The sequence below is a fragment of the Acetobacterium tundrae genome, assembly GCF_008086615.1.
Classification (GTDB): domain Bacteria; phylum Bacillota; class Clostridia; order Eubacteriales; family Eubacteriaceae; genus Acetobacterium; species Acetobacterium tundrae.
The window spans coordinates 43,193-63,883 of the sequence record NZ_RXYB01000009.1 but is presented as its reverse complement, the minus strand read 5'-3'; the positions used below and the strand labels follow the sequence as shown (position 1 = coordinate 63,883).

Genomic DNA, 20,691 nt, shown 5'->3' with positions numbered 1-20,691 from the left:
TCAGTTTGCCTCCTACTCATCTTTAATTATTCTTCGATATCACTCATCAGTTTAATTCTCAAGCGTTCATAACTGCTCATTTCGTTGAGACGAATCAAGCGGGTGCAGTAAGAAGATTTTTGAACCTGAACCTTATCCTCGGGGGTAATGGAAACGGTCGTTTGACCATCCAGAGTGACAACTAGGTCTTGTTCCCGTTCTCCAAACGCTAAGGTAACCACCTCGTCTTCCGGCAGTATATAGGCACGATCATGAAGACGATGGGGACAAATCGGGTTGAGTATCATCACATTGGCCCGCGGGGAAACCAACGGTCCCCCAGCCGCCAATGAATACCCGGTGGAACCGGTTGGTGTTGAAACGATCACGCCATCTGCCCGAAATATATCGATGGTCGATCCGTTGGCAGATGCCCGAATCTCCATCATCCGGGAGCCGCGACTTTTTACCAGAACATCGTTTAGTGCGATATAATCATGGGGGATTGAATTTTTCCTGGTAATAATGCAGTCTAACATCATCCGTTCCTCGATCGAATAATGACCAGTCGTGAGATTTCTTAGTGCCTCCTCATAGTGGGCGGCTTCGCCCTCTGTTAAGAAGCCTAACTTTCCGAGATTGATTCCGAAAATCGGCACGCTGTAATAACAGGTTCTTCGGGCAACGTACAACAGCGTTCCATCTCCGCCGAGTACAATAATGCAATCCGGTTTTTTATAAAAAACACTGCTTGCATAATAATGAATCAACTCGTGTTGAACCTGAATCTGCCCTTCCAGCAAGACAATCTTAAAGCCCAGATTAATCAAATAGGCGATGCAACGTTCTGCCAGAGCTTTACTATCCGGCTTTTCCATGTTCAGATAGATACCAATCTCACTTATATCTTTGTTCACCAATCATCACTTCCTATTCATCAATCGGTTTCTTCTTTTTTTTGCAACTTTCATGAGCAGCTGCAACAATCAGTTCAACTGTCTGACTCCAGTTTCCCCCTTCATCCGGTTCCGTGTTTTCCACATAGACAAGGAATTCAATATTTCCTTTCGGTCCCTGAATTGGTGAAAAATCGAGTCCTTTTACCGTAAAGCCCTGATTTTCAATCGAACTCAATACTTCAAGCAGGATCTCTGAATGAATTTTTTTATCTCTGATAACACCATTCCCCACCCGATTACGACCAGCCTCAAACTGCGGTTTAATCAGCCAAATTCCCTGGGCGCCAGGTTTCATAAATGTTTTGATGGCGGGAATCAGCTTGGTAATTGAAATAAACGATACATCCATTACGGTGCCATCCACCATTTCTGAGATTGTTTCAGTTGTAAGGTATCTAAAATTTGTTCGCTCCATCGAAACCACCCGGGGATCATTTCTCAAGCGCCAGTCTAACTGACCATAGCCAACGTCGACTGAATAAACCTTCTTTGCCCCATTTTGAAGCAGACAATCGGTAAAACCGCCGGTAGAAGACCCGATATCGATCAATGTTTTTTCCGTCACGGTCATACCAAAAACAGCCAATCCCTTTTCCAGTTTCAATCCGCCGCGGCTGACATAGGGCATATCGCCGCCTTTAATAAGGATCGTTGCCGCAGTATCAACAAGATCACCGGCTTTATCCTTAATTTCTCCGTCTACCTGTACAAGCCCTGCCATAATCGCTTTCTTTGCCCGCTCCCGAGTTTCAAACAGTTCCTGGCTCACTAATAATTTATCTAAACGTTCTTTCAAATTTTCCTCTTTTCATAATATCTCATATTTTTTTATATTTATTCTTATTCTTTCCCTCTAAAGGTTATTTTAAAACTGGCAATCAGACTCGATATTCCATGTATGATTGTTGTTCCATTTTTCATGGCCAGATCTTTTCCTAAAGCTTTTCCGCCAACGGTTATGCAGGCAACCACGCTGCTGAGGATTAAAGTCATCACCGCCACGTTTAACAATGGGTAGTGGGTTCCCAGTTGGATCACAATGGTAATGGTCGTCGCGCCACTGACAATCCCGCAAATATCCCCGATAACGTCGTTACATAAATTAGAGACCCGCGAAGCATTTTTAACCAAATCAACTGAAGTTTTTGCGCCCTTTATTCTTTTTGATGCCATGGCATTAAAAGGCTCCAGACTCACAGCAGTCACTGCAACGCCAATAATATCCGCAAGGATTCCCAATAAAACAATTAAGAATAAAATTATAAAAGCAACAAAAATAGGCGTATTGGAAAGCAAAAAATCTGAAATGTAACTGAAAAGCATGGTCAGGAAAAATGTCGAAAGGGTAATAATCAGCACCCATTGACGGTGACGTTTCTCTTTTAGTTCTTTTTTTGATATCTTTTTTTTCATAAATTGCTCCCTGACATGATGACTATTTATACATCATTATACAATAAAAGGAACTATGAAACATCATAATTCCTTAAATAATTACTTATTCAGGTGGCAGTATTATTAGTAAACTTTGCGACTTAGGTCCAGCAGGATTTCCCAATGTACGGCTGAAACGTCGCCGTTTCAGCGGTTTCCCTTTATGTACACTCTGCAGTGTCGCCAACTACAGGACTGAATTACCACTGAGTGTGCACCATAATCCTAATAATACCTCTGACGAGCAGCCTAGGAGTTTTCCTCAACAACACACATCAATCCTTAGCCTCTTTTGCAGATTAGGTTTCGGGCAGCAATATCTCAAAACTTAGGGCCCTAAAGCTTATGAAACTGTCCATCCATCCACCTAATCCACTCAAGGCAGGCTACGCTGCTTCAGTATCGAAAAATTCAACACATTCACAGGTTACTCCTAAATTAACAGGTCTCCACGGAGGCAGGGTCAACGCCCGCATGCCATTGCAGATCGCCCCATCCTCCTTAACCCCCTGAATCAGCCCTCAACTGGGCGTCAAAGGCAAAAACAAGGGACTTCATCGATATGCCCTTCGACGGATTTTTAGGCCCGCCCTGAAGATTGACAGTGCCGACTAGAATACTGCGCCACCTGAACTTTAATTATAACACACTATTTTTGCCGATGACAAATATAGCGCGCTAATTTTTCAAGAAAATTCGTATTGACGCCAATCGGTTTAAGCATCTCTACAGCTTCTTGCTCAAGTTCATCAACCTTTAATTTAGAAGCTTCCATGCCGTATAAAGATACAAATGTCGATTTGTGATTTTTTTCATCACTGCCAACCGGTTTTCCCAACTCTTCTTCATTGCCTTCGATATCCAGGATATCATCCACAATTTGAAAGGCCAGACCAATTCGTTGACTGTAACTGATTAATCGCCCCTGGGTTGCCGGCTCCGCCCTGGCAATAATACCGCCGCTTTGGACACAGGCTTCTAGCAATGCCGAGGTTTTATGCAAATGAATATAATCCATTTCCTCCAGACTGATCACCCTTTCTTCACTTAGCATATCAGCCACTTGACCGCCAATCATCCCATTGATTCCCGAAGCGCTCATGATGATTTTCATAGCGCCAATATAATTGATCAGCATTTCACCCGCTAACCCTTTGGTGCCCTGCAGCATCGTTTCTACTCCAAAATTCAGCAACCCGTCGCCGGCTAAAATAGCCGTCGCTTCCCCAAACATCTTGTGATTGGTCGGCTTTCCCCGTCTCAGATCGTCATTATCCATCGCTGGTAAATCATCATGAATCAAAGAATAGGTGTGAAGCATTTCCATCCCTAACGCCAATGGCATAATGACATTCACATCGCCTTCTAACGCCCGGCAGGTTTCAATCATTAAAATCGGACGCAGCCGTTTCCCACCAGCGAAAAGACTGTACTTCATCGCTTCGATGATTACTTCCGGAGCATCGATACTTTGCTGAAACGCTTTTTCCAGATGTCGATTGATTTCAAGGCTTTTGGCCTTAAAGTCAGCTTTAAAATCATTCACTACTCGGCGCTCCCTTCAAAATCCTTTTCTTCCCCATCAATCATGATGGTGATTTTCCCTTCCAACGTATCCAAATCGCCATTGCATTCTTTGATCAGCTTCATGCCTTCTTCAAAAAGTTTCATCGATGCTTCAATCTCCTGATTATCATCCTCAAGCAATTCAGCAATGGTTTCCAAACGACTTATTTTGCTTTTTAGTTTTTTTACCGCCATTATTAATTCTCCTTAATCGATCGAATCTCTGCATCCACTTCGCCATCTATAAAATGCAGCTTGATGCGTTGATCCACCTTCAATCCAGCGACTGAACCAATCGATAACCCCTGGTTATCAGTGACCCGGACATAACCCTTTTTTAGTACATTCATCGGATTCATCAAGCCCAGACGCATTTCAATGTTTTTTATTTGGAGCCGGTCATTTTTTAAACGACCTTTCACTGAACGTAACATCCGTTCCTGGATAACATCTAAATGCAGCCGCATATCCCCAATTCGTTCCCGGGGATGAAAACGCAAGAACTCTTTTTTCATGCGCCCCAGCTGCTCCCGGTTTGACACTATTTTAGTTTCCAGCGACTGAATTAATCGCCTTTTAAGCTGTACCAGGGCCCGGGTCATGCTCATCGTTTCCTCCGCCACCAGTTCAGCTGCCCCAGAAGGAGTGGGGGCCCGAAGATCGGAAACAAAATCTGAAATGGTATAATCTATTTCATGACCAACTGCGGATATAACCGGCAGCTCGGATTCTAAAATCGCCCTGGCCAGATTCTTATCATTAAAAGCCCAGAGGTCTTCAATCGATCCACCGCCCCGACCGATGACGATCACATCCACAGATTGCCGCTCATTAAACGTTCGAATGCCCTGAATGATGTTTTTAGGGGCTTCGTCGCCTTGAACAAGACTCGGATAGATGACAATATCGATCAGCGGATTCCGCCTTTTTATGATCGCGATCATGTCCTTAATCGCCGCGCCGGTTGGTGATGTGACAATCCCGACGCGGCTGATGATTTCCGGAAGTTTCTTTTTTCGCTCCTGATCAAAATATCCCTGGACTTCCAGTTCGCTCTTTAGGGCCAGGTATGCCTGAAAAAGATCGCCTACCCCCTGAGGCTCCATTGATCTTACCGTAATCTGATATTGTCCGCTGGGCAGATAGACCCCCAGGCTTCCCCGCAGTGTTACCTGCTGCCCTTCCTTGGGAATAAATTTCAGCACCATTGCCGCATTTTTAAACATCACGCAATCGATTTTACTGGTTGCATCTTTTAGCGAAAAATACAGATGACCGGAAGCCGCCCGTTTGACATTGGAAAGCTCTCCCTGAATCGTGAGATTTTTCAAGAGACTGTTCGTTTCCAATAAAGTTTTAAGATATTGATTCACTTCAGAAACACTGAGTATTCTAGCACTTGTCACGGATTTCACCCCCCGATGTTTTAAAATAATCCATGCCCATTAAGGCATTTCCTATCGCATTGTCTCTTGCGTACTCCCCGGGTGAAAAATACAGCCGAATTCCGGATTGCGCCAATTCTTTTATGATACATGTTTTTATAATCTGGTTGGACATCACTCCGCCGGAAAACAAAACCGAATGAAAGGCATGTTTTTTTTGCAGCTGCACAATCGATTTTGATAGGGTTTTGGCAATGGCTTTCAGCAAATGATAAGCGACAACACTTTTGTCAGCACCGCTTTTTAAATAGTTTTCGGCCTGGTTTTGCTGTCCTGAAAAATGAAAATCCGAACCCGCCATGGAAGCTGAAATGATGCAATCATTTTCCTGCTTTTGAAGCATCGCCTTTTCCGCAAGTTTTTCAACCGCCCTGCCGGCGGGAAAATCACACCCCATGAGCACGCCAATGCGATCGACTAATTGCCCGGCATTTAAGTCCAGCGTTTTGGCGATGATCTCGCAACGATAACCAATTTTTTCTTTGTTCACTAAAAGAAGTTCCGATGTCCCGCCGGAAAAATGAACCGCACAAAATGAATCTTCCAGTATCGGTGAACCGCTTCCGTAGAGTGCTGCACGAATATGGTCTTCCTGATGGCTTACTCCTAACAGCTTCACGTTTAGAACCGCGGCTAACGATTTTGCCAGGGATTCGCCGGCTCTGAAAACAGGCATATAAGAATCCGGTAAAGGTCGAGGCTGTTGTGAGAAACAGATGACTTCTATTTCTCTTCCCCTTGCCAGCTCTTGAAGTAAAATCGGCAAATTATTTACATGCTGAAAAAGAGCATCCGATTGACGAAGTCCTCTTTCTCCTGACTTCACTTCCAATAGGATGCCCTTTTTATAAATAATGTTTTCTTTTTCATCAACTAAGGCAACCGAAGTAGTATAGTTACTGGTATCAATGCCAAGACTAAGAGCACACATGTTGTCTATCCTTAACAATTTTATTCAAAATACCATTGACGTAGTTTTTTCCGTCCTCATCCCCAAATTTTTTAGTAAGTTCAATCGCCTCGTTAATGACTACTTCAAAGGGAACTTTTTCTTCCATAAAGAGCAATTCGCAAATCGCCATCCGTAAGATTGATTTTTCAACCTTCGGAATTCGGTCAATTTTCCATGTACTTTTTAAATATTCATCTAAAATCTCATCAATCTCAGCAAGATGAGATTCAGTTGCATCGATTAAAGTTTTTCCATAATCAAGATCCAGGGCATTATCTTCTATAAAATAGGCAATACTATCAGAAAAATCTCCTGGTTCTGTGTGAAAGTCTAGTTGAAATATACCTTTTAAAGCATATTCCCTTTCTTTTTTTCGACTCATGTGTTCTCCTTCTTGGGGTTAATTTGAATGTCTGACAACTTAATAAAGGAGCCATTGCAAAACTCTGATCGATTGTCCGGCCTTGCTGAATATCCGTTGAGACGCCTTGAGGCGAACACATAAGTCGTGTTCACTCCTCTCATTCATAACAGGGATAACATCAAGAACGGACAATCTTGAGTCTTGGAACAGCTCCTAAATACCAGAACCTTCAATTCTTACATTAACCGCAACTACCTGTAAATCTGCCATTGATTCAACCGCACCTTTGATTTTATTCTGAACCTCGTTTGAAACTTTTACAATATCAACGCCCGGTTCGGTAATCAAATAAACCCAAAGCGTCAACCCTTCAGGTTCACGGCCAATTTTGACTCCTTTAATAGTGGTAGTTAGAGATAATTTATCCATGATTTCATCAGTAATTTTCAATGAAATACGTTCCACTCCATTAACGCCGGTAGCTGCAAGGCTGACAATCGAACAAATCATTTCGTCGTTAATATCGGGGGACTGCATATTTATCATTTCCTTTTTCATCTTCTCTACCTAAACTCATTAAACTTCCTGGTGACAATCACAACCATCTTCACCACAGCAGTTGACTTCTTCATCAAGTACAAATGGAGCTCCGCAATCCGGACAGACAACTGAGTTGCTTTCAAACGCTTCAAACTCCGTGATATAAACATTCCCGCATTCTGGACAAATTACTTCGTAGTAATCCTCATCATCAAACTCATAGTCCTCATCGTCATCATCAAAAATGCCGTCTTCATCAAGAACGAAATCTTCTAAATCGGACAAATCATCATCAACCATTTCAACATATTCTTCCAGTTCTTCCTGAGCTTCGGTGATACCGTCTAAAGCATCGACGATGTCTTCAAGAATATCCAGGACTTGGACCAGAACTTTTCCCTCATTTGAGGTTTGATCCAATTCTAAACCATCCACCAAGCCTTTGGTGTAAGCGACTTTTTCATTAATATATTTCATTTTTATACCCTTTCCATATAATCACCCGTTCGGGTATCAATTCGAATAACATCACCCTGTTCTACGAAAAGGGGAACCATAATAACTGCTCCGGTTTCAACCGTTGCCGGTTTATTTCCACCGGTTGCTGTATCACCTTTGAAGCCGGGATCTGTTTTTTCAATTTTTAATTCTACAAAGTTTGGTGGTTCAACCGAAAAAGCAATGCCTTTAAGCGAACGAACGGTAGCATTATCATTTTCTTTTAAATACTTCAAGGCGTCTTCAACCTGGGCAAAATTCAATGGAATCTGTTCATAAGTTTCTCCATCCATGAAATAATACAAGCCGCCGTCTTCATATAGATACTGCATTTCTCTTGTTTCAACCTGAGCCTTCGGATATTTTTCCGTTGGGTTAAATGTTTTTTCAACCACTGCTCCAGAAATAACATTGCGAATCTTTGTTCGAACAAAAGCTGCGCCTTTTCCGGGTTTTACGTGTTGGAACTCAATAATAGTAAACGTGTTTCCATCCATTTCAAACGTAACACCTTTTTTAAAATCACCTGCCGATACCATATCTTACCTCCGCTATGCGTCTGTTAATTATTTTTTTCATATTATGCTTTTTTATTTTATCACAATTTTCTAAAGACGTCATCTCTATTTATGAATATTGCCCTGTTATTATTGTCTTTTATCATTATTTTCTGTCTTTTTTCCGATTAAACTTCGTACATGACCGCTAAGATCAAGGATCTTCTCTATTTGAACATAACCATGCCGGGTTAACAAATTAAAAACTGGTTCCATTTGTTCATCCCCAATTTCCAGTGCCAGTAGTCCCGGCCGTCTCAAATACTGACCGGCCGCTTCGATAATACGCTCGTAAAAATCTAAGCCTGAGATGCCGCCGTCCAAAGCCATATGAGGCTCATATTGTAAAATATCAGGAGCCAGATCATTCATATCGGTCCTTTTTATGTACGGTGGATTCGATACAATCAGATCAAATTTCTCACCTTCAGGAATCGCCTTAAACAGGTCTCCTTCATATAAAATAAGGTTGCCTTCCACCAGGTGGTCCGCGTTAGCCTTTGCAACCGAAAGCGCTCTCTTTGAAAAATCACTGAGGGCGACCATTCCCTGAGGAATATTTTTTTTAAGCGAAATGCCAATGGCACCGCTGCCGGTGCATAGATCCAGAATTTTTGCGCCATCCGGATAATCAGAATTCAAACGTTTGATGAGATATTCCACCATCGGTTCGGTATCTGGTCGGGGAATTAAAACATCCTGATTGACTAAAAAACCCATTCCCATAAATTCTTTTTTCCCTAATATATAGGCAACCGGCTCATCTTGACACCGTCTTTTTATGGCTTTAAAATAAGCTTCTTTTTTAATTGAGTCTACCGTTTCATGAGGGTGTGCATAAAAATAAACGCGGTCGCAGTTTAAAACACCGCTTAAAATTATTTCTGCTTCCAAACCAGGATTTACAATTCCGGCCTGATTAAGAGCCTGCCGACCGCTATCCAACATCTCTCTTATCTCCATTGGCTTACCTCAACTCTAATCGTTCTTTAAATTTTTTCTTAAGTGAATACCCGGTATTGCTTTCACACAAGAAAAAAGCCGGTTACAAGAACCGACTTTTACCAACTTTTTATTTACTCTGCTGACTCGTCTTTTAAACCAAATCTTTTATTGAATCGATCAACACGTCCACCAGTATCAATAAGCTTTTGTTTCCCAGTGAAAAAGGGGTGACAAGCAGAACAAATCTCTACTTTTAATTCCGGTTTAACTGAACCAGTTTCAAATGTGTTTCCACATGCACACTTAACTATCGCTTTGTTGTAATTTGGATGAATGCCTTCTTTCATCGAATCCACCTCGTTTCTTATTTATTTAATTGTCCGTCGTTATTATATCAACCGAGACATTATATCAGACAATTCTTAAAAGATCAAATATTTTGTGCGTTAAATTTATCAATATATTTTTTTATAAACGCTTTATTATCTTTTGTTCTTTCCAAAATCGAAATGATCTTGTCGGTCAGATCATAAACGGTCGTGCCCTTATACAATTTTCGGATATGGAAACTTACCTTTAGTTCTTCATCAGAAAGCAGTTTTTCCTCGCGACGGGTCCCTGACCGATTTAAGTTAATCGCCGGGAAAATCCGTCGTTCAGCCAAATCCCGTTCCAGATGAAGTTCCATATTGCCAGTACCTTTGAATTCTTCAAAAATAATATCATCCATGCGGCTTCCCGTATCAACAAGCGCCGTCGCGAGAATAGTCAAACTCCCACCCTCTTCAATATTTCTGGCCGAGCCAAAAAACTTTTTAGGAAAAAATAGTGCTTCCGGATCAAGCCCACCCGACAGCGTTCTTCCTGAAGGTGATACCACTAGGTTGTTTCCCCGGGTCAGGCGGGTCAGGCTGTCGACAAGAATGACCACATCTTTTCCTTGTTCAACCAAACGCTTGCCACGCTCCAAAACAATTTCAGCCGCTTTGATATGATTTTCAGGGGGCTGGTCAAACGTCGAATAGACGATATCCGCATCTATGGAGCGTTTCATATCTGTAACTTCTTCCGGTCGTTCATCCACCAGCAAAATAATCAGTTCAATATCGGGATGATTCGTCGTAATCCCCGTGGCGATTTCTTTTAACAGAATGGTTTTCCCGGCTTTAGGAGGCGCCACAATCAATCCCCGCTGGCCCTTTCCCATCGGTGAAAAAAGATCAATCATTCGGGTTGATATCACATCCTGATTCGTTTCCAACGTGATCCGTTCTTCTGGAAAAATCGGTGTGAGCCGTTCAAACTTAGGCCGATTCGCAATTTTTTCCGGGATATCGCCATTGACCTTTTCAACGTAAAGTAATGCATCGAATTTTTCATTTTCACCGGTCATTTTTATTTTTCCGACAATTTTATCCCCGGTACGCAGGTTAAACCGCCTGATCTGGTTTGCCGCAACATAAATATCATGATCACCGGATAAATAATGATTGGTTCGCAAAAATCCAAATCCATCTGGGTTTACATCCAAAATACCTTCCTGGGAACTCTTAAATCGGTCCAAATCCTTTTTATCATCCACGTACAGCATGCTGTTGATTTTTTGGATAATATCCGCTGTTTTTGTCCCGTTGACCTTTTCCAAAAAGAGCATCGCCGAATACTTTTCGCCGGGCTTGGGGGGACGGACCTTGCCGCTGAGCAAGTCGCCATTTTTTAATTTGAATTTCTGTATTTGCGAAGCGGAAATATACACAAATTCTTCATTGGTTGACATCTCGGCATTTTTCACAAAGCCAAAACCCTCCGGAACGATTTCTAAGATTCCTTCCTCAACCACCACATTATCCATGGAGTCTTTTATTTTATAATAAGGTGAACGTCCCCCATTGCCATTATTGGCGGAATCATGGGTATTGCGACGAATCGGCTGGGGTTGTTTTTTGTTGATGTTTTTCACTTCTGGTGATGGCTCATCTTCCTTTAACTCCAGATTGGTATCAGAAGCTATAGCTAAATCCGACTCTGGGTTCAGTTTCTCTTCTATTGCCTCAATCAGCTCAATTTTTTTTAATCGGCTGGTTTTTTCGATACCCAGATGCTCTGCCTGTTTGCGTAATTCAACAACGGTTGAATCCTCTAAAGATTTCTTTTCCAAATTAGTTGCCTCCGTGGATAATAATAAATGAATTTGAGTTTTGAATGATAAGAATTTTAAAATCAGTTCATTTGCTGTAGATTGATTTTGAAGTTTTAATGTTTTTGTAGATAGGTATAATTTATCATAAATAATACGGCTTGTCAAAAATGTTCAAGCTAAGGGTTCTAAAACCGTTCGGGGGACAGCTTCTGTTACGATTGTCCCCCAGTATTTACTTCTACTTTTGGGGTAGTCTTTGTTTCAAATCGGTTAACCCTCCGAGGGTTTAAACTAACCGGTTTATGCCTGTTCACCACTTTCAATAATTGAAATCATGATGGCATTTTCAACGCGTCGCCGTTCAATTTCACAGCTGACATGATGCGGTTTCATAATGGTGCCGTTGAAATTATAGGCATTGGCATGACATCCGCCGCCGCAGAAATATTTGCACCAGCACTGAGTGCAGGCTTCCTTTTCCAGCAGATTTCCGGCCTCAAACTCGTTTCTAATTTCATTGTTGGTTATGCCCTGAAATACATCGCCCATTTTAAACGCTTCATTTCCGACAAATTGATGACATGGGTAGACGTCCCCTTCCGGCGTTACTGCCACATAGTCTCTTCCGGCCCCGCAGCCGGAAAGACGTTTATAGACACAAGGGCCATGATCCAAATCTACATTGAAATGGAAGAAATTATAGTGAAGTCCGTCTTGATGACGTTTTAAATAGGATAATGCCAGCTTATCATATTCCGCAAATATTTCCGGCAGATCTTCTTCAGTTATGGCATAGTCTTTTGAAGCTTCTGAAACCACCGGCTCTACTGAAATGCTTTTAAAACCTTCTTCTGCCAGAAATTGTACATCCCTGGAAAAATCCAGGTTGTGATGGGTATAGGTTCCCCGAACATAATGATCTTTCTCGCCGCGCATCTCGGCCATGGCCTTGATGTTATTAATGATGATGTCATATGAACCTTTATCGTTAACAGTTTGACGCATGCGGTCATTGACTTCCTTACGACCGTCAAGACTCAGTACAATATTATCCATGGTTTCATTCAGATATTCCCGGGTTTCTTCATTAAGTAATACCCCATTGGTGGTCATCGTGTATTTGAATTTCTTATGATTTTTTTCAGCCATTTCATTACCATAAGCGACTAATTCCTTAACCACATCTAAATTCATCAGCGGCTCTCCGCCAAAAAAGTCAATCTCCAGGTTTTCTCTGTTTTTTGATTGGGCAACAATAAAATCGATGGCTTTCTTCCCAACTTCCAACGGCATCAGCATTTTTTCGCCGTCAAAATCGCCCTGCGCCGCAAAACAATACGTGCATTTAAGGTTGCAGTCATGGGCAATATGAAGACACAAAGCCTTAATCAGATCGCCATTGGCATAGTTGTTTTTTTTATATTTTACTTCTTTAAATAAAATGCCTTCTTCTTTCAATGTCTTTATTTCTGCCAGACATTCGCCTATTTCTGCGGCTGGGTATCTTTCCCCGAATGCTTTGATTAATTCATCATCGGTCTTTTCTCCATAACCATCTAATAATTCATAGGTTAAGTCATCAACCGTCAGCACCCCACTGGTATCCACATCCAAAACAATATTCAGTCCATTAAGTTTGTATTTATGTATCATTTTTCTCCTTATCAAAAGAAAAGGGCCATCTCTTACGAGATAGCCCCTCAGGCTTTTGTTATTATTTCTCAGTCGTTTGTTTGCATTTTTGGTTTCCCACAGTACAGGAAGTCTTACAAGCTGACTGGCAGGAAGTTTGACATTCGCCACATCCTCGGTTTTTTACATCAGTGAGTTTACCCTCTTTAATGATTTTAATGTGTTTCAATTTGTTCACTCCCCTCTAATGATTCAAAATTTATTTTTCGTCTTTTTTAGTGTTTTCAGCATCGATTTCTTCATATTCGGCATCGACTACTTTTTGGTCTCCGTCAAGCTCTTCATCAAGCTCTTCAAAAACCTCTTCTTCCGTTTCTACCGCATCTTCAACGCTCACTATTTTAGAAATAGCAGACTTTGTAATCACCGCTTTATTGTAATCAGGCAATAACTCGATGGTTACATTTTCTTCACCAATCGCGTAAACAATACCATAAAATCCACCAATCGTAATAATTTCATCCCCAGGTTTCATACTTGAGCGCATATTTTTAACTTCTTTTTGTTGTTTCTGTTGTGGTCTAAGAATAAAGAAATAAAAGAATACGAGTACTAACGCCAGAGGAAGAATCATGGTCAAATCCATATTCATTCTCCTTAATTTTTATTCAGCAATGCCATATTTTTCAAAGAAAGCTTCTTTATAGGCCAATAAATGATCATCCATAATCGCCTGTCGAATCTTCTCCATTGTTCTAAGTGTAAAGTATAAATTGTGATATGTCAATAACCTGGCGCCTAAAATTTCATTGGTTTTAATCAAATGTCGGATATAAGCCCGGGTATAGTTTCGGCAAACGAAACAATCACACTCCGGATCAACCGGTGAAAAATCTTCCTTATAAGTCGCATTTCGAACCACCACCTTGCCATGACTGGTAAGAGCGGTACCGTTTCTGGCAATACGGCTTTGGAGAACACAGTCGAACATATCAATCCCTCGAACGGTGCCTTCAAAAAGTGCATCTAAAGACCCTACGCCCATTAAATAACGGGGTTTATCTTTAGGCAGCAGCGGCGTCGTTACATCCAGGATATGGTACATCACCGCCTTGGATTCTCCCACACTAAGACCCCCAATGGAATACCCCGGAAAACCGATTTCCGTGAGATCCTTCACGCTTTGAGCCCGTAAGTCCTCAAACATTCCGCCTTGAACAATTCCAAACAAAGCTTGATCTTCCGGGCGCTTATGGGCATCACTGCACCTTTTTGCCCATCGCGATGTCATTTCCATGGATTTTTTTGTGTATTCATAATCAGCCCCTGCCGGAGCACATTCATCAAAACACATAATAATATCCCCGCCAATGGTATTTTGCATATCGATGGCTTTTTCTGGTGTCATGAAATGTTTGGATCCATCTAAATGTGAAATAAATTCAACACCGTCTTCCGTGATCTTTCTTAATTCATTTAAAGAAAAAACCTGGAATCCCCCGCTATCCGTTAATATCGGACGATTCCAATTCATAAATTGATGGAGTCCGCCGGCTTTTTTCATAATCTCCTGTCCCGGTCTTAAATACAAATGATAGGTATTCCCTAAAATAACATTTGCGTCCATTTCGACCAAGTCCTCCGAAGAAAGTGATTTCACCGTCGCCTGTGTTCCCACCGGCATAAAAATCGGTGTATTGATAACTCCATGCGGCGTATGTATTTTCCCCACCCGAGCCCCGGTGTCTTTGCACTCTTTAATCAGTTCATAACGAAATTCACTCATTCTTTTCTCCTAATGTTTAATAATCTGTTTTCTTATTCGATAAACATGGCATCACCAAAGCTGAAAAAGCGATATTTCAGATCAATCGCGGTCTGATACGCTTTCATAATCTCTTCGCGATTGTAAAAAGCCGACACCAGCATCAATAAGGTGGACTCCGGCAGATGAAAATTGGTAATGACAGCATCGACCACTTTCCATTCGTAGCCGGGATAAATAAAGATATCCGTGACGCCGGCATAGGCTTCCACTGTTCCCTCGTGAAGCTGAGCATTGCTTTCTAAGGTTCTGACCGAAGTCGTACCCACCGCAATAATCCGTCCGCCATTTTTTTTCGTACGCTTAATAGCCTGGGCGGTTTCTTCCGATACCTCAAAATATTCTTCATGCATATGATGTTCTTCAATCACATCACATTTTACCGGACGAAAGGTCCCGATTCCCACATGAAGCGTTACTTCGGCAATATTAACGCCCATTTTTTCGATCTTCTGAAGCAGATCCGGGGTGAAATGCAGACCCGCTGTGGGTGCCGCTGAAGAACCTTCACGCTTGGCATAAACCGTCTGATAACGATTGTTATCCTTTAGGGTTTCATGAATATAGGGAGGAACCGGCATTAACCCGATCTCGTCAATAATCTCTTTAAATACCCCGGGATATTCAAAAGTGATCACCCGCAGGCCGCCCTGAGTGGTCCCAGTAATTTCGCCCGTCAGTTCGGGACTAAAAACAATCCTTGCACCGACCTTCGCTCTTTTTCCAGGCTTCACCATGATTTCCCAGTCTTTATCCGAGAGATGTCTTAACAGCAGAATTTCAATCTTGCCGCCGGTATCTTCACGATGCCCAAAAATCCTTCCCGGCAAAACCTTGGTATTATTCATCACCAGCAAATCTCCCGGTTGTAAATACTCGATAAGATCAAAAAAATTTCGGTCTGCAATTGTCTTTTTCTGGCGATTAAGCACCATCAATCGAGAATTATCCCGTTTCTCCAAAGGATGTTGGGCAATAAGCTCATCTGGCAGATCGTAATAGAAATCTGATTTATTCATCGTTTTCTTCCTCGCTGTCATAAAATTTTAATTTAATTTGTTGCAACTCTGATGAATCGCTCATCAGTACCTCTACGCCTAAATGGTTATAACCGCGGCTGGTAACCACTCGGCCTCTGGGCGTCTTTGACAGAAAGCCCAATTGAATCAAATAGGGTTCGTATACTTCTTCAATGGTGTTTTTTTCTTCGCCAATGGCCGCCGCCAGGGTATCAAGCCCGACCGGGCCGCCGTCGAATTTTTCGACAATCGTCATCAGCATGATCCGATCAATCTGATCCAGACCAACCGCATCCACTTCAAAAAGATCGAGGGCTTCCTTCGTTGTTTGTAAATCAATAATACCCCGGCCTTCTATTTCACAATAATCTCTGACCCGTTTTAACAACCGATTGGCAATTCGCGGCGTTCCCCGAGACCGAATGGCGAGTTCTATCGCCCCTGCTTCGTCCATTTCAATACCGAGGATTCTGGCTGAACGCCTGATAATCGTCGCTAACTCCACCGGATTATAAAGTTCCAACCGCTGAATCATGCCAAATCGATCACGCAGCGGCGAGGTCAGCAACCCTACCCGGGTAGTGGCTCCAATTAAGGTAAAGGGCGGCAGCTCCAACCGGATGGATTGGGCCCCCGGCCCTTTGCCAATCACAATATCCAGCGCAAAATCCTCCATGGCCGGATACAGTACCTCTTCAACCGATCGTTGCAGTCGATGAATTTCGTCAATAAAAAGGATGTCGCCTTCCTTTAAGCTGGTCAGAATAGCTGCTAAATCGCCAGCCTTTTCAATGGCAGGGCCGGAAGTCGTTTTAATTCCCACCCCCATCTCCCTAGCAATAATATTGGCCAGCGTTGTTTTTCCCAGACCAGGTGGCCCATAAAGTAACACATGATCCAGACTCTCTTTTCTTTTTTGAGCCGCTTTAATAAAAATTCTCATCTGCTTTTTGACGCGTTCCTGGCCGATATATTCATCCATGCCCTGGGGCCTTAAATTTTTTTCAATTTCTACATCTAATTCAATCAAATCAGAGGTAATGATACGTTCTTTCATGTATTACCGTCCCTTCAACGGATTAGTGGACCGGAGCGCACTCTTAATTAAATCTTCAAGACTGCAATCTGGGCCATAAGCTCTCGATACCATTTCCGAAGCTTCGGAAATACTATACCCCAATCCCACTAGTCCGTTTATCGCCTGGGTTGCGGTATCGTTTATTTCATGCGGATTGACGGTTTTAAAATCCACTCCCGCAAAATCTTTATACCGATCCTTTAGCTCCAAAATAATTCGACTGGCCGTTTTTAAACCAATTCCTGGCGCTTTAGCAATCGCTTTAGGATCATTATTGATAATATGATTGATCAGCTCATTACTGCTGAACTGCGATAAAAGTCCGGTTGCTGCTTTTGGCCCGATACCGGAAATACCAATCATGGTCCGGAATATTTCCCGTTCATCCGTTGTTGCAAAACCATAAAGAGCCATTTCATCCTCTTTAATAACCTGATGGAGAAAAAGCTTCACCTCCGAATGCAGACAAGGCAGCTCATTCAATGTATTGGCAGATACTTTTATTTTATATCCCATGTGATTCAAATCAATGATCACATAATCCAGCGCCTGTTCCTCCAAGCTTCCAATTATATATTCGTACATCTGCTCTCCCTCAAATTCTTGTTTCTATCTCATACCAATTATTGCATATCTTATCTATTGTACCAAAACAATAAAATAATTCAACAAAAAAAGCACCCTTAGGTGCTTATCCCATTGTGACGTCCTCTATTTTTGACGCCCTAGCCTAGGCCAGGTGGGTGTCTTGTCTCTAGCTTTTGCCTTCCGCTGATATTATGCGGCCCGACATCTGATAGCGAACAATCAGACTCCCTCGAAAATGATGTAGGTTCAAAAATAAAGTATGTGACGATCACTTTGGGATAACTCCATTATACACGATTACCGCTTGAAATCAAAGGATAAATTTTTTTTGCAACTAGATTATAGACCGTATCATGCTTTTAAAGCAAATTATCCAACGCTGATCGGATATTATCCACCGGTAAAATTTCCATCTCATGAACATTCAAACCCTTTTGATTGCCCTTGGGAATAATACATCGCTTAAAGCCCAGCTTTTTACCCTCAATCAACCGCTTTTCCATATTCTGAATGTTTCTAACCTCACCGGTTAGGCCGACCTCGCCGAGAATCATTAAATCCGCCGGTATTTGAAAATTTCTCAAACTGGAATAAAGTACCGCTATGACGCCGAGATCCAGGGCCGGTTCATCAATTTTTATGCCGCCAACGACGTTGATATAGGCATCCACCGACTGCATCTGAATACCCAGACGCTTTTCCATAATCGCCATCAGTAAAACCATGCGGTTGCAGTCCATTCCCGTGGACATCCGGCGGGGATTTCCAAATCCGCAGGGGGAGATGAGTCCCTGAAGCTCAATGAGCAAGGGCCGACTGCCCTCCATACAAGGCACGACCACTGAGCCGCAGGTGTTCTCGGGGCGGCTGTCCAGCATCATTTCTGAAGGGTTTGCCACCGGCTGAAGGCCGCTTTCAGTCATTTCAAAAATACCGATCTCATTGGTGGAACCAAAGCGGTTTTTCTCGCCCCGGAGGATCCGATAGGTGTGGTATTTCTCACCCTCAAAATAAAGCACCGTATCCACCATATGTTCTAAAACCCGAGGGCCGGCAATGTTCCCCTCCTTGGTGACATGACCCACCAGAATCATCGAAATATTATCCTTCTTCGCCAGCTGCATCAGCGCACCGGTGTTTTCCCGGATCTGACTGACACTGCCGGGGGCCGAAGAAATGTCCGGACTGTACATGGTCTGAATGGAATCAATAATGACAATGTCCGGCCGCTCTTCCAGAATAATAGTCAAGAGATAGGGAATGTTAATTTCAGAAAGGAAAAAGATATTCTTCGATTTCACATTCATCCGTTCTCCGCGCATTTTTAATTGTTGTTCCGACTCTTCTCCTGAAATATACAAAATCTTATAGCCCTGATTTCCCAGAGCTTCGGTTGTTTGCAAAAGCAACGTGGATTTTCCGATTCCCGGATCTCCACCCAGCAGAATCATCCCCCCCGGAACAATACCGCCGCCGAGAACCCGATCGAATTCCTCATTTTGCGTGGGATACCGAGTATCTCCTGAATAAGTGATTTCCGCTAAAGATTTGGGTTTGGAATACACGCCCCGTTCTCTGGTGTTTTCTTTCCCGGCCATCTTTGAAAGATCAAGCTCTTCAACCATGGTATTCCATTGGTTGCATTCCGGACATTTTCCCATCCATTTTGGGGAATCATAACCACAGTTCTGACAAACAAAAACACTTTTTTTCTTAGCCATTCTTCCTCCTAACGGAATGAATCTCTATTCAATCCATTTGTAAATTCCATAACCAATCAAACCACCAATCAGATTAAGAATCACATCATCGATATCCGCCCGACGACTGGTCAGAAATAAATATTGCAGGACTTCAATCGCACAGGTGGTGCCTAAAATCAGCACCAAAGCTTCGAAAAACTTTACTCGCTTTTTCCGGGACAATGGATATAATAGTCCAAAAGGAACAAACAACAGAATATTTCCCATCAAATTTTTAAAAGAATCGGTAAAAGTATACATAATAATATCCTGAAAATCCGTCGGCTTGGTGGCCAGGAATACCCAGTTGATAATCCCGTTCTTCATTATGTCAAAAAAGAAATTATCGATACTTGTAAACGGAATGAGATTATAAGTTGTTTCATATGTTATGTTACTGGTATCCGGTAACAAGGTCATCATAAATAAGCATCCCAAATAAACCAGAAAAATCAGTTTAAACAAAAATGCCGCGCGGTTGTTTTTTGCCATAGGTTGTTTCCTCTCTATCTCGATTGTCGATTATAACAGCGTTGACATTATAACCAACAAACCTTTAATAAGTCACCGCTATTTCTTATTTATTCCACCATATTTCCATTCATAACAGCAGATCTTCATTTTTAGGAAAAAGAAAAAATACCGAAAGTAACCCTTCGATATTTTCGCTTCGGTGTCTTAAATTAAAATACATTATTGTATCCATACAAATTTAGGACTTTTTATCATTCTAGTTACTTATTATACACAAAGTTGCATTTATTGTAAAGAGGTTGCACCAATTGTTATTTATATAACGATCTCCGGTACATCCACATAGGCTGGCTCCCCCATGATCACCTGAACATTTCCATTGGTCTGATCCTCAACCCAGGCCAGAAATTCCTTTGTTTCAGCAACAGCAATATGAAAACCCAGGGTCACCTTTTCGCCAAAATCGTCACTGACCGGCGTGATTCCTTTTTCCAACAGGCCATTGCTTAAACTGCCATAGGCCGGGTAATGAATCACAATCCGCAACTGATCTGAATACTGTTTCTTGATAATGCCGCAATGGTTTATAACATCGCCGGCACCGCCCCCATAAGCACGAATCAGCCCACCGGCACCCAGTTTGATGCCGCCGAAATAGCGGACCACCACCACTAAAACATCCTTCAGTTCCCGATGGTTGATGATGTCTAAAATCGGTTTTCCCGCCGTCCCAGGCGGTTCCCCATCATCACTGGACTTCTGGCGCTTCGGGTTGGTGTTAAGGACATAGGCCCAACAGACATGCGTAGCCTTGTAATGCTTCTTTCTTATTTGCGTTAGCATCGATTCCACCGCTTCTTCATTTTCAATATGAAACACCATATTAATAAAACGGGACTTTTTTATTTCTATTTCGGTCTCATCTGAAATTAATACGGTTTTGTAATCTTCCAA

Annotated in this window: 24 protein-coding genes and 1 other RNA gene; all 25 read right to left on the bottom strand. The window is 42.2% G+C overall.

Going from position 1 to position 20,691, the window contains the following annotated elements; translation table 11 throughout:
• Positions 1-26: 26 nt before the first annotated feature.
• A complete protein-coding gene (locus tag FZC40_RS08930; protein ID WP_243135789.1) occupies positions 27-896 on the bottom strand; it encodes an NAD(+)/NADH kinase in 870 nt (289 codons plus the stop codon).
• A 13-nt stretch (positions 897-909) separates the two neighbouring features.
• A complete protein-coding gene (locus tag FZC40_RS08925) occupies positions 910-1,734 on the bottom strand; it encodes a TlyA family RNA methyltransferase (RefSeq protein WP_148603542.1) in 825 nt (274 codons plus the stop codon).
• A gap of 44 nt (positions 1,735-1,778) precedes the next feature.
• A complete protein-coding gene (locus tag FZC40_RS08920) occupies positions 1,779-2,351 on the bottom strand; it encodes a hypothetical protein (protein WP_148603541.1) in 573 nt (190 codons plus the stop codon).
• Between the two features lie 670 nt (positions 2,352-3,021).
• The gene (locus FZC40_RS08915) at positions 3,022-3,918 is read right to left on the bottom strand and encodes a polyprenyl synthetase family protein (protein WP_243135788.1); all 897 of its coding nucleotides are present in this window, start codon (positions 3,916-3,918) and stop codon (positions 3,022-3,024) included.
• The gene (gene xseB, locus FZC40_RS08910) at positions 3,918-4,133 is read right to left on the bottom strand and encodes an exodeoxyribonuclease VII small subunit (RefSeq protein WP_148567630.1); all 216 of its coding nucleotides are present in this window, start codon (positions 4,131-4,133) and stop codon (positions 3,918-3,920) included. The genes FZC40_RS08915 and xseB overlap by 1 nt, the downstream gene beginning before the upstream one ends.
• Positions 4,134-4,135: 2 nt before the next feature.
• The gene (gene xseA, locus FZC40_RS08905; protein WP_186843762.1) at positions 4,136-5,344 is read right to left on the bottom strand and encodes an exodeoxyribonuclease VII large subunit; all 1,209 of its coding nucleotides are present in this window, start codon (positions 5,342-5,344) and stop codon (positions 4,136-4,138) included.
• Positions 5,331-6,314 (bottom strand): Kae1-like domain-containing protein, encoded by a 984-nt coding sequence (locus FZC40_RS08900; RefSeq protein ID WP_148603539.1) that lies wholly within the window; start codon positions 6,312-6,314, stop codon positions 5,331-5,333. The genes xseA and FZC40_RS08900 overlap by 14 nt, the downstream gene beginning before the upstream one ends.
• The gene (gene nusB, locus FZC40_RS08895; protein WP_148603538.1) at positions 6,301-6,717 is read right to left on the bottom strand and encodes a transcription antitermination factor NusB; all 417 of its coding nucleotides are present in this window, start codon (positions 6,715-6,717) and stop codon (positions 6,301-6,303) included. The genes FZC40_RS08900 and nusB overlap by 14 nt, the downstream gene beginning before the upstream one ends.
• Positions 6,718-6,912: 195 nt before the next feature.
• Complete coding sequence (locus tag FZC40_RS08890) at positions 6,913-7,257, bottom strand: Asp23/Gls24 family envelope stress response protein (RefSeq protein WP_148603537.1); 345 nt, start codon at positions 7,255-7,257, stop codon at positions 6,913-6,915.
• Between the two features lie 18 nt (positions 7,258-7,275).
• Entirely contained in the window at positions 7,276-7,716 is a 441-nt protein-coding gene (locus FZC40_RS08885; RefSeq protein ID WP_148567625.1) for a CD1247 N-terminal domain-containing protein, read from the bottom strand.
• 2 nt (positions 7,717-7,718) lie between these two features.
• Positions 7,719-8,276 (bottom strand): elongation factor P, encoded by a 558-nt coding sequence (gene efp / locus FZC40_RS08880; protein WP_148567624.1) that lies wholly within the window; start codon positions 8,274-8,276, stop codon positions 7,719-7,721.
• 108 nt (positions 8,277-8,384) lie between these two features.
• Positions 8,385-9,257: a peptide chain release factor N(5)-glutamine methyltransferase gene (gene prmC / locus FZC40_RS08875; RefSeq protein ID WP_148603536.1), complete on the bottom strand. Its 873-nt coding sequence runs from the start codon at positions 9,255-9,257 to the stop codon at positions 8,385-8,387.
• A gap of 113 nt (positions 9,258-9,370) precedes the next feature.
• Complete coding sequence (gene rpmE / locus FZC40_RS08870; protein WP_148567622.1) at positions 9,371-9,586, bottom strand: 50S ribosomal protein L31; 216 nt, start codon at positions 9,584-9,586, stop codon at positions 9,371-9,373.
• Positions 9,587-9,669: 83 nt separating this feature from the next.
• Positions 9,670-11,397, bottom strand: a complete 1,728-nt coding sequence (gene rho, locus FZC40_RS08865) for a transcription termination factor Rho (RefSeq protein ID WP_148603535.1) — start codon at positions 11,395-11,397, stop codon at positions 9,670-9,672.
• A gap of 282 nt (positions 11,398-11,679) precedes the next feature.
• Complete coding sequence (scfB, locus tag FZC40_RS08860; protein ID WP_148603534.1) at positions 11,680-13,032, bottom strand: thioether cross-link-forming SCIFF peptide maturase; 1,353 nt, start codon at positions 13,030-13,032, stop codon at positions 11,680-11,682.
• 61 nt (positions 13,033-13,093) lie between these two features.
• A complete protein-coding gene (gene scfA, locus FZC40_RS08855) occupies positions 13,094-13,240 on the bottom strand; it encodes a six-cysteine ranthipeptide SCIFF (protein WP_083837856.1) in 147 nt (48 codons plus the stop codon).
• Between the two features lie 30 nt (positions 13,241-13,270).
• Entirely contained in the window at positions 13,271-13,657 is a 387-nt protein-coding gene (gene yajC, locus FZC40_RS08850) for a preprotein translocase subunit YajC (RefSeq protein WP_148603533.1), read from the bottom strand.
• 18 nt (positions 13,658-13,675) lie between these two features.
• Positions 13,676-14,797, bottom strand: a complete 1,122-nt coding sequence (gene tgt / locus FZC40_RS08845) for a tRNA guanosine(34) transglycosylase Tgt (RefSeq protein ID WP_148603532.1) — start codon at positions 14,795-14,797, stop codon at positions 13,676-13,678.
• Positions 14,798-14,829: 32 nt separating this feature from the next.
• On the bottom strand, positions 14,830-15,855 hold the full coding sequence (gene queA / locus FZC40_RS08840) for a tRNA preQ1(34) S-adenosylmethionine ribosyltransferase-isomerase QueA (RefSeq protein WP_148603531.1): 1,026 nt from the start codon (positions 15,853-15,855) through the stop codon (positions 14,830-14,832).
• Entirely contained in the window at positions 15,848-16,912 is a 1,065-nt protein-coding gene (gene ruvB, locus FZC40_RS08835) for a Holliday junction branch migration DNA helicase RuvB (RefSeq protein WP_148603530.1), read from the bottom strand. The genes queA and ruvB overlap by 8 nt, the downstream gene beginning before the upstream one ends.
• A 3-nt stretch (positions 16,913-16,915) precedes the next feature.
• Entirely contained in the window at positions 16,916-17,518 is a 603-nt protein-coding gene (ruvA, locus tag FZC40_RS08830) for a Holliday junction branch migration protein RuvA (RefSeq protein WP_148603529.1), read from the bottom strand.
• A gap of 104 nt (positions 17,519-17,622) precedes the next feature.
• Positions 17,623-17,804: non-coding RNA, 6S RNA (ssrS, locus tag FZC40_RS08825), on the bottom strand.
• Between the two features lie 76 nt (positions 17,805-17,880).
• Positions 17,881-19,242, bottom strand: a complete 1,362-nt coding sequence (gene radA, locus FZC40_RS08820; RefSeq protein WP_148603528.1) for a DNA repair protein RadA — start codon at positions 19,240-19,242, stop codon at positions 17,881-17,883.
• Between the two features lie 24 nt (positions 19,243-19,266).
• Complete coding sequence (locus FZC40_RS08815) at positions 19,267-19,755, bottom strand: VanZ family protein (protein WP_148603527.1); 489 nt, start codon at positions 19,753-19,755, stop codon at positions 19,267-19,269.
• 297 nt (positions 19,756-20,052) lie between these two features.
• Complete coding sequence (locus FZC40_RS08810; RefSeq protein WP_148603526.1) at positions 20,053-20,691, bottom strand: YigZ family protein; 639 nt, start codon at positions 20,689-20,691, stop codon at positions 20,053-20,055.

Coding starts and splice junctions, on each gene's coding strand:
- radA (WP_148603528.1), bottom strand. CDS start 19,242: ATGGCTAAGAAAAAAAGTGTTTTTGTTTGTCAGAACTGTGGTTATGAT.
- nusB (WP_148603538.1), bottom strand. CDS start 6,717: ATGAGTCGAAAAAAAGAAAGGGAATATGCTTTAAAAGGTATATTTCAA.
- prmC (WP_148603536.1), bottom strand. CDS start 9,257: ATGGAGATAAGAGAGATGTTGGATAGCGGTCGGCAGGCTCTTAATCAG.
- ruvB (WP_148603530.1), bottom strand. CDS start 16,912: ATGAAAGAACGTATCATTACCTCTGATTTGATTGAATTAGATGTAGAA.
- FZC40_RS08890 (WP_148603537.1), bottom strand. CDS start 7,257: ATGAAAAAGGAAATGATAAATATGCAGTCCCCCGATATTAACGACGAA.
- tgt (WP_148603532.1), bottom strand. CDS start 14,797: ATGAGTGAATTTCGTTATGAACTGATTAAAGAGTGCAAAGACACCGGG.
- FZC40_RS08815 (WP_148603527.1), bottom strand. CDS start 19,755: ATGGCAAAAAACAACCGCGCGGCATTTTTGTTTAAACTGATTTTTCTG.
- rpmE (WP_148567622.1), bottom strand. CDS start 9,586: ATGAAAGAAGGCATTCATCCAAATTACAACAAAGCGATAGTTAAGTGT.
- yajC (WP_148603533.1), bottom strand. CDS start 13,657: ATGGATTTGACCATGATTCTTCCTCTGGCGTTAGTACTCGTATTCTTT.
- efp (WP_148567624.1), bottom strand. CDS start 8,276: ATGGTATCGGCAGGTGATTTTAAAAAAGGTGTTACGTTTGAAATGGAT.
- scfB (WP_148603534.1), bottom strand. CDS start 13,032: ATGATACATAAATACAAACTTAATGGACTGAATATTGTTTTGGATGTG.
- ruvA (WP_148603529.1), bottom strand. CDS start 17,518: ATGTACGAATATATAATTGGAAGCTTGGAGGAACAGGCGCTGGATTAT.
- FZC40_RS08920 (WP_148603541.1), bottom strand. CDS start 2,351: ATGAAAAAAAAGATATCAAAAAAAGAACTAAAAGAGAAACGTCACCGT.
- xseB (WP_148567630.1), bottom strand. CDS start 4,133: ATGGCGGTAAAAAAACTAAAAAGCAAAATAAGTCGTTTGGAAACCATT.
- FZC40_RS08885 (WP_148567625.1), bottom strand. CDS start 7,716: ATGAAATATATTAATGAAAAAGTCGCTTACACCAAAGGCTTGGTGGAT.
- FZC40_RS08900 (WP_148603539.1), bottom strand. CDS start 6,314: ATGTGTGCTCTTAGTCTTGGCATTGATACCAGTAACTATACTACTTCG.
- queA (WP_148603531.1), bottom strand. CDS start 15,855: ATGAATAAATCAGATTTCTATTACGATCTGCCAGATGAGCTTATTGCC.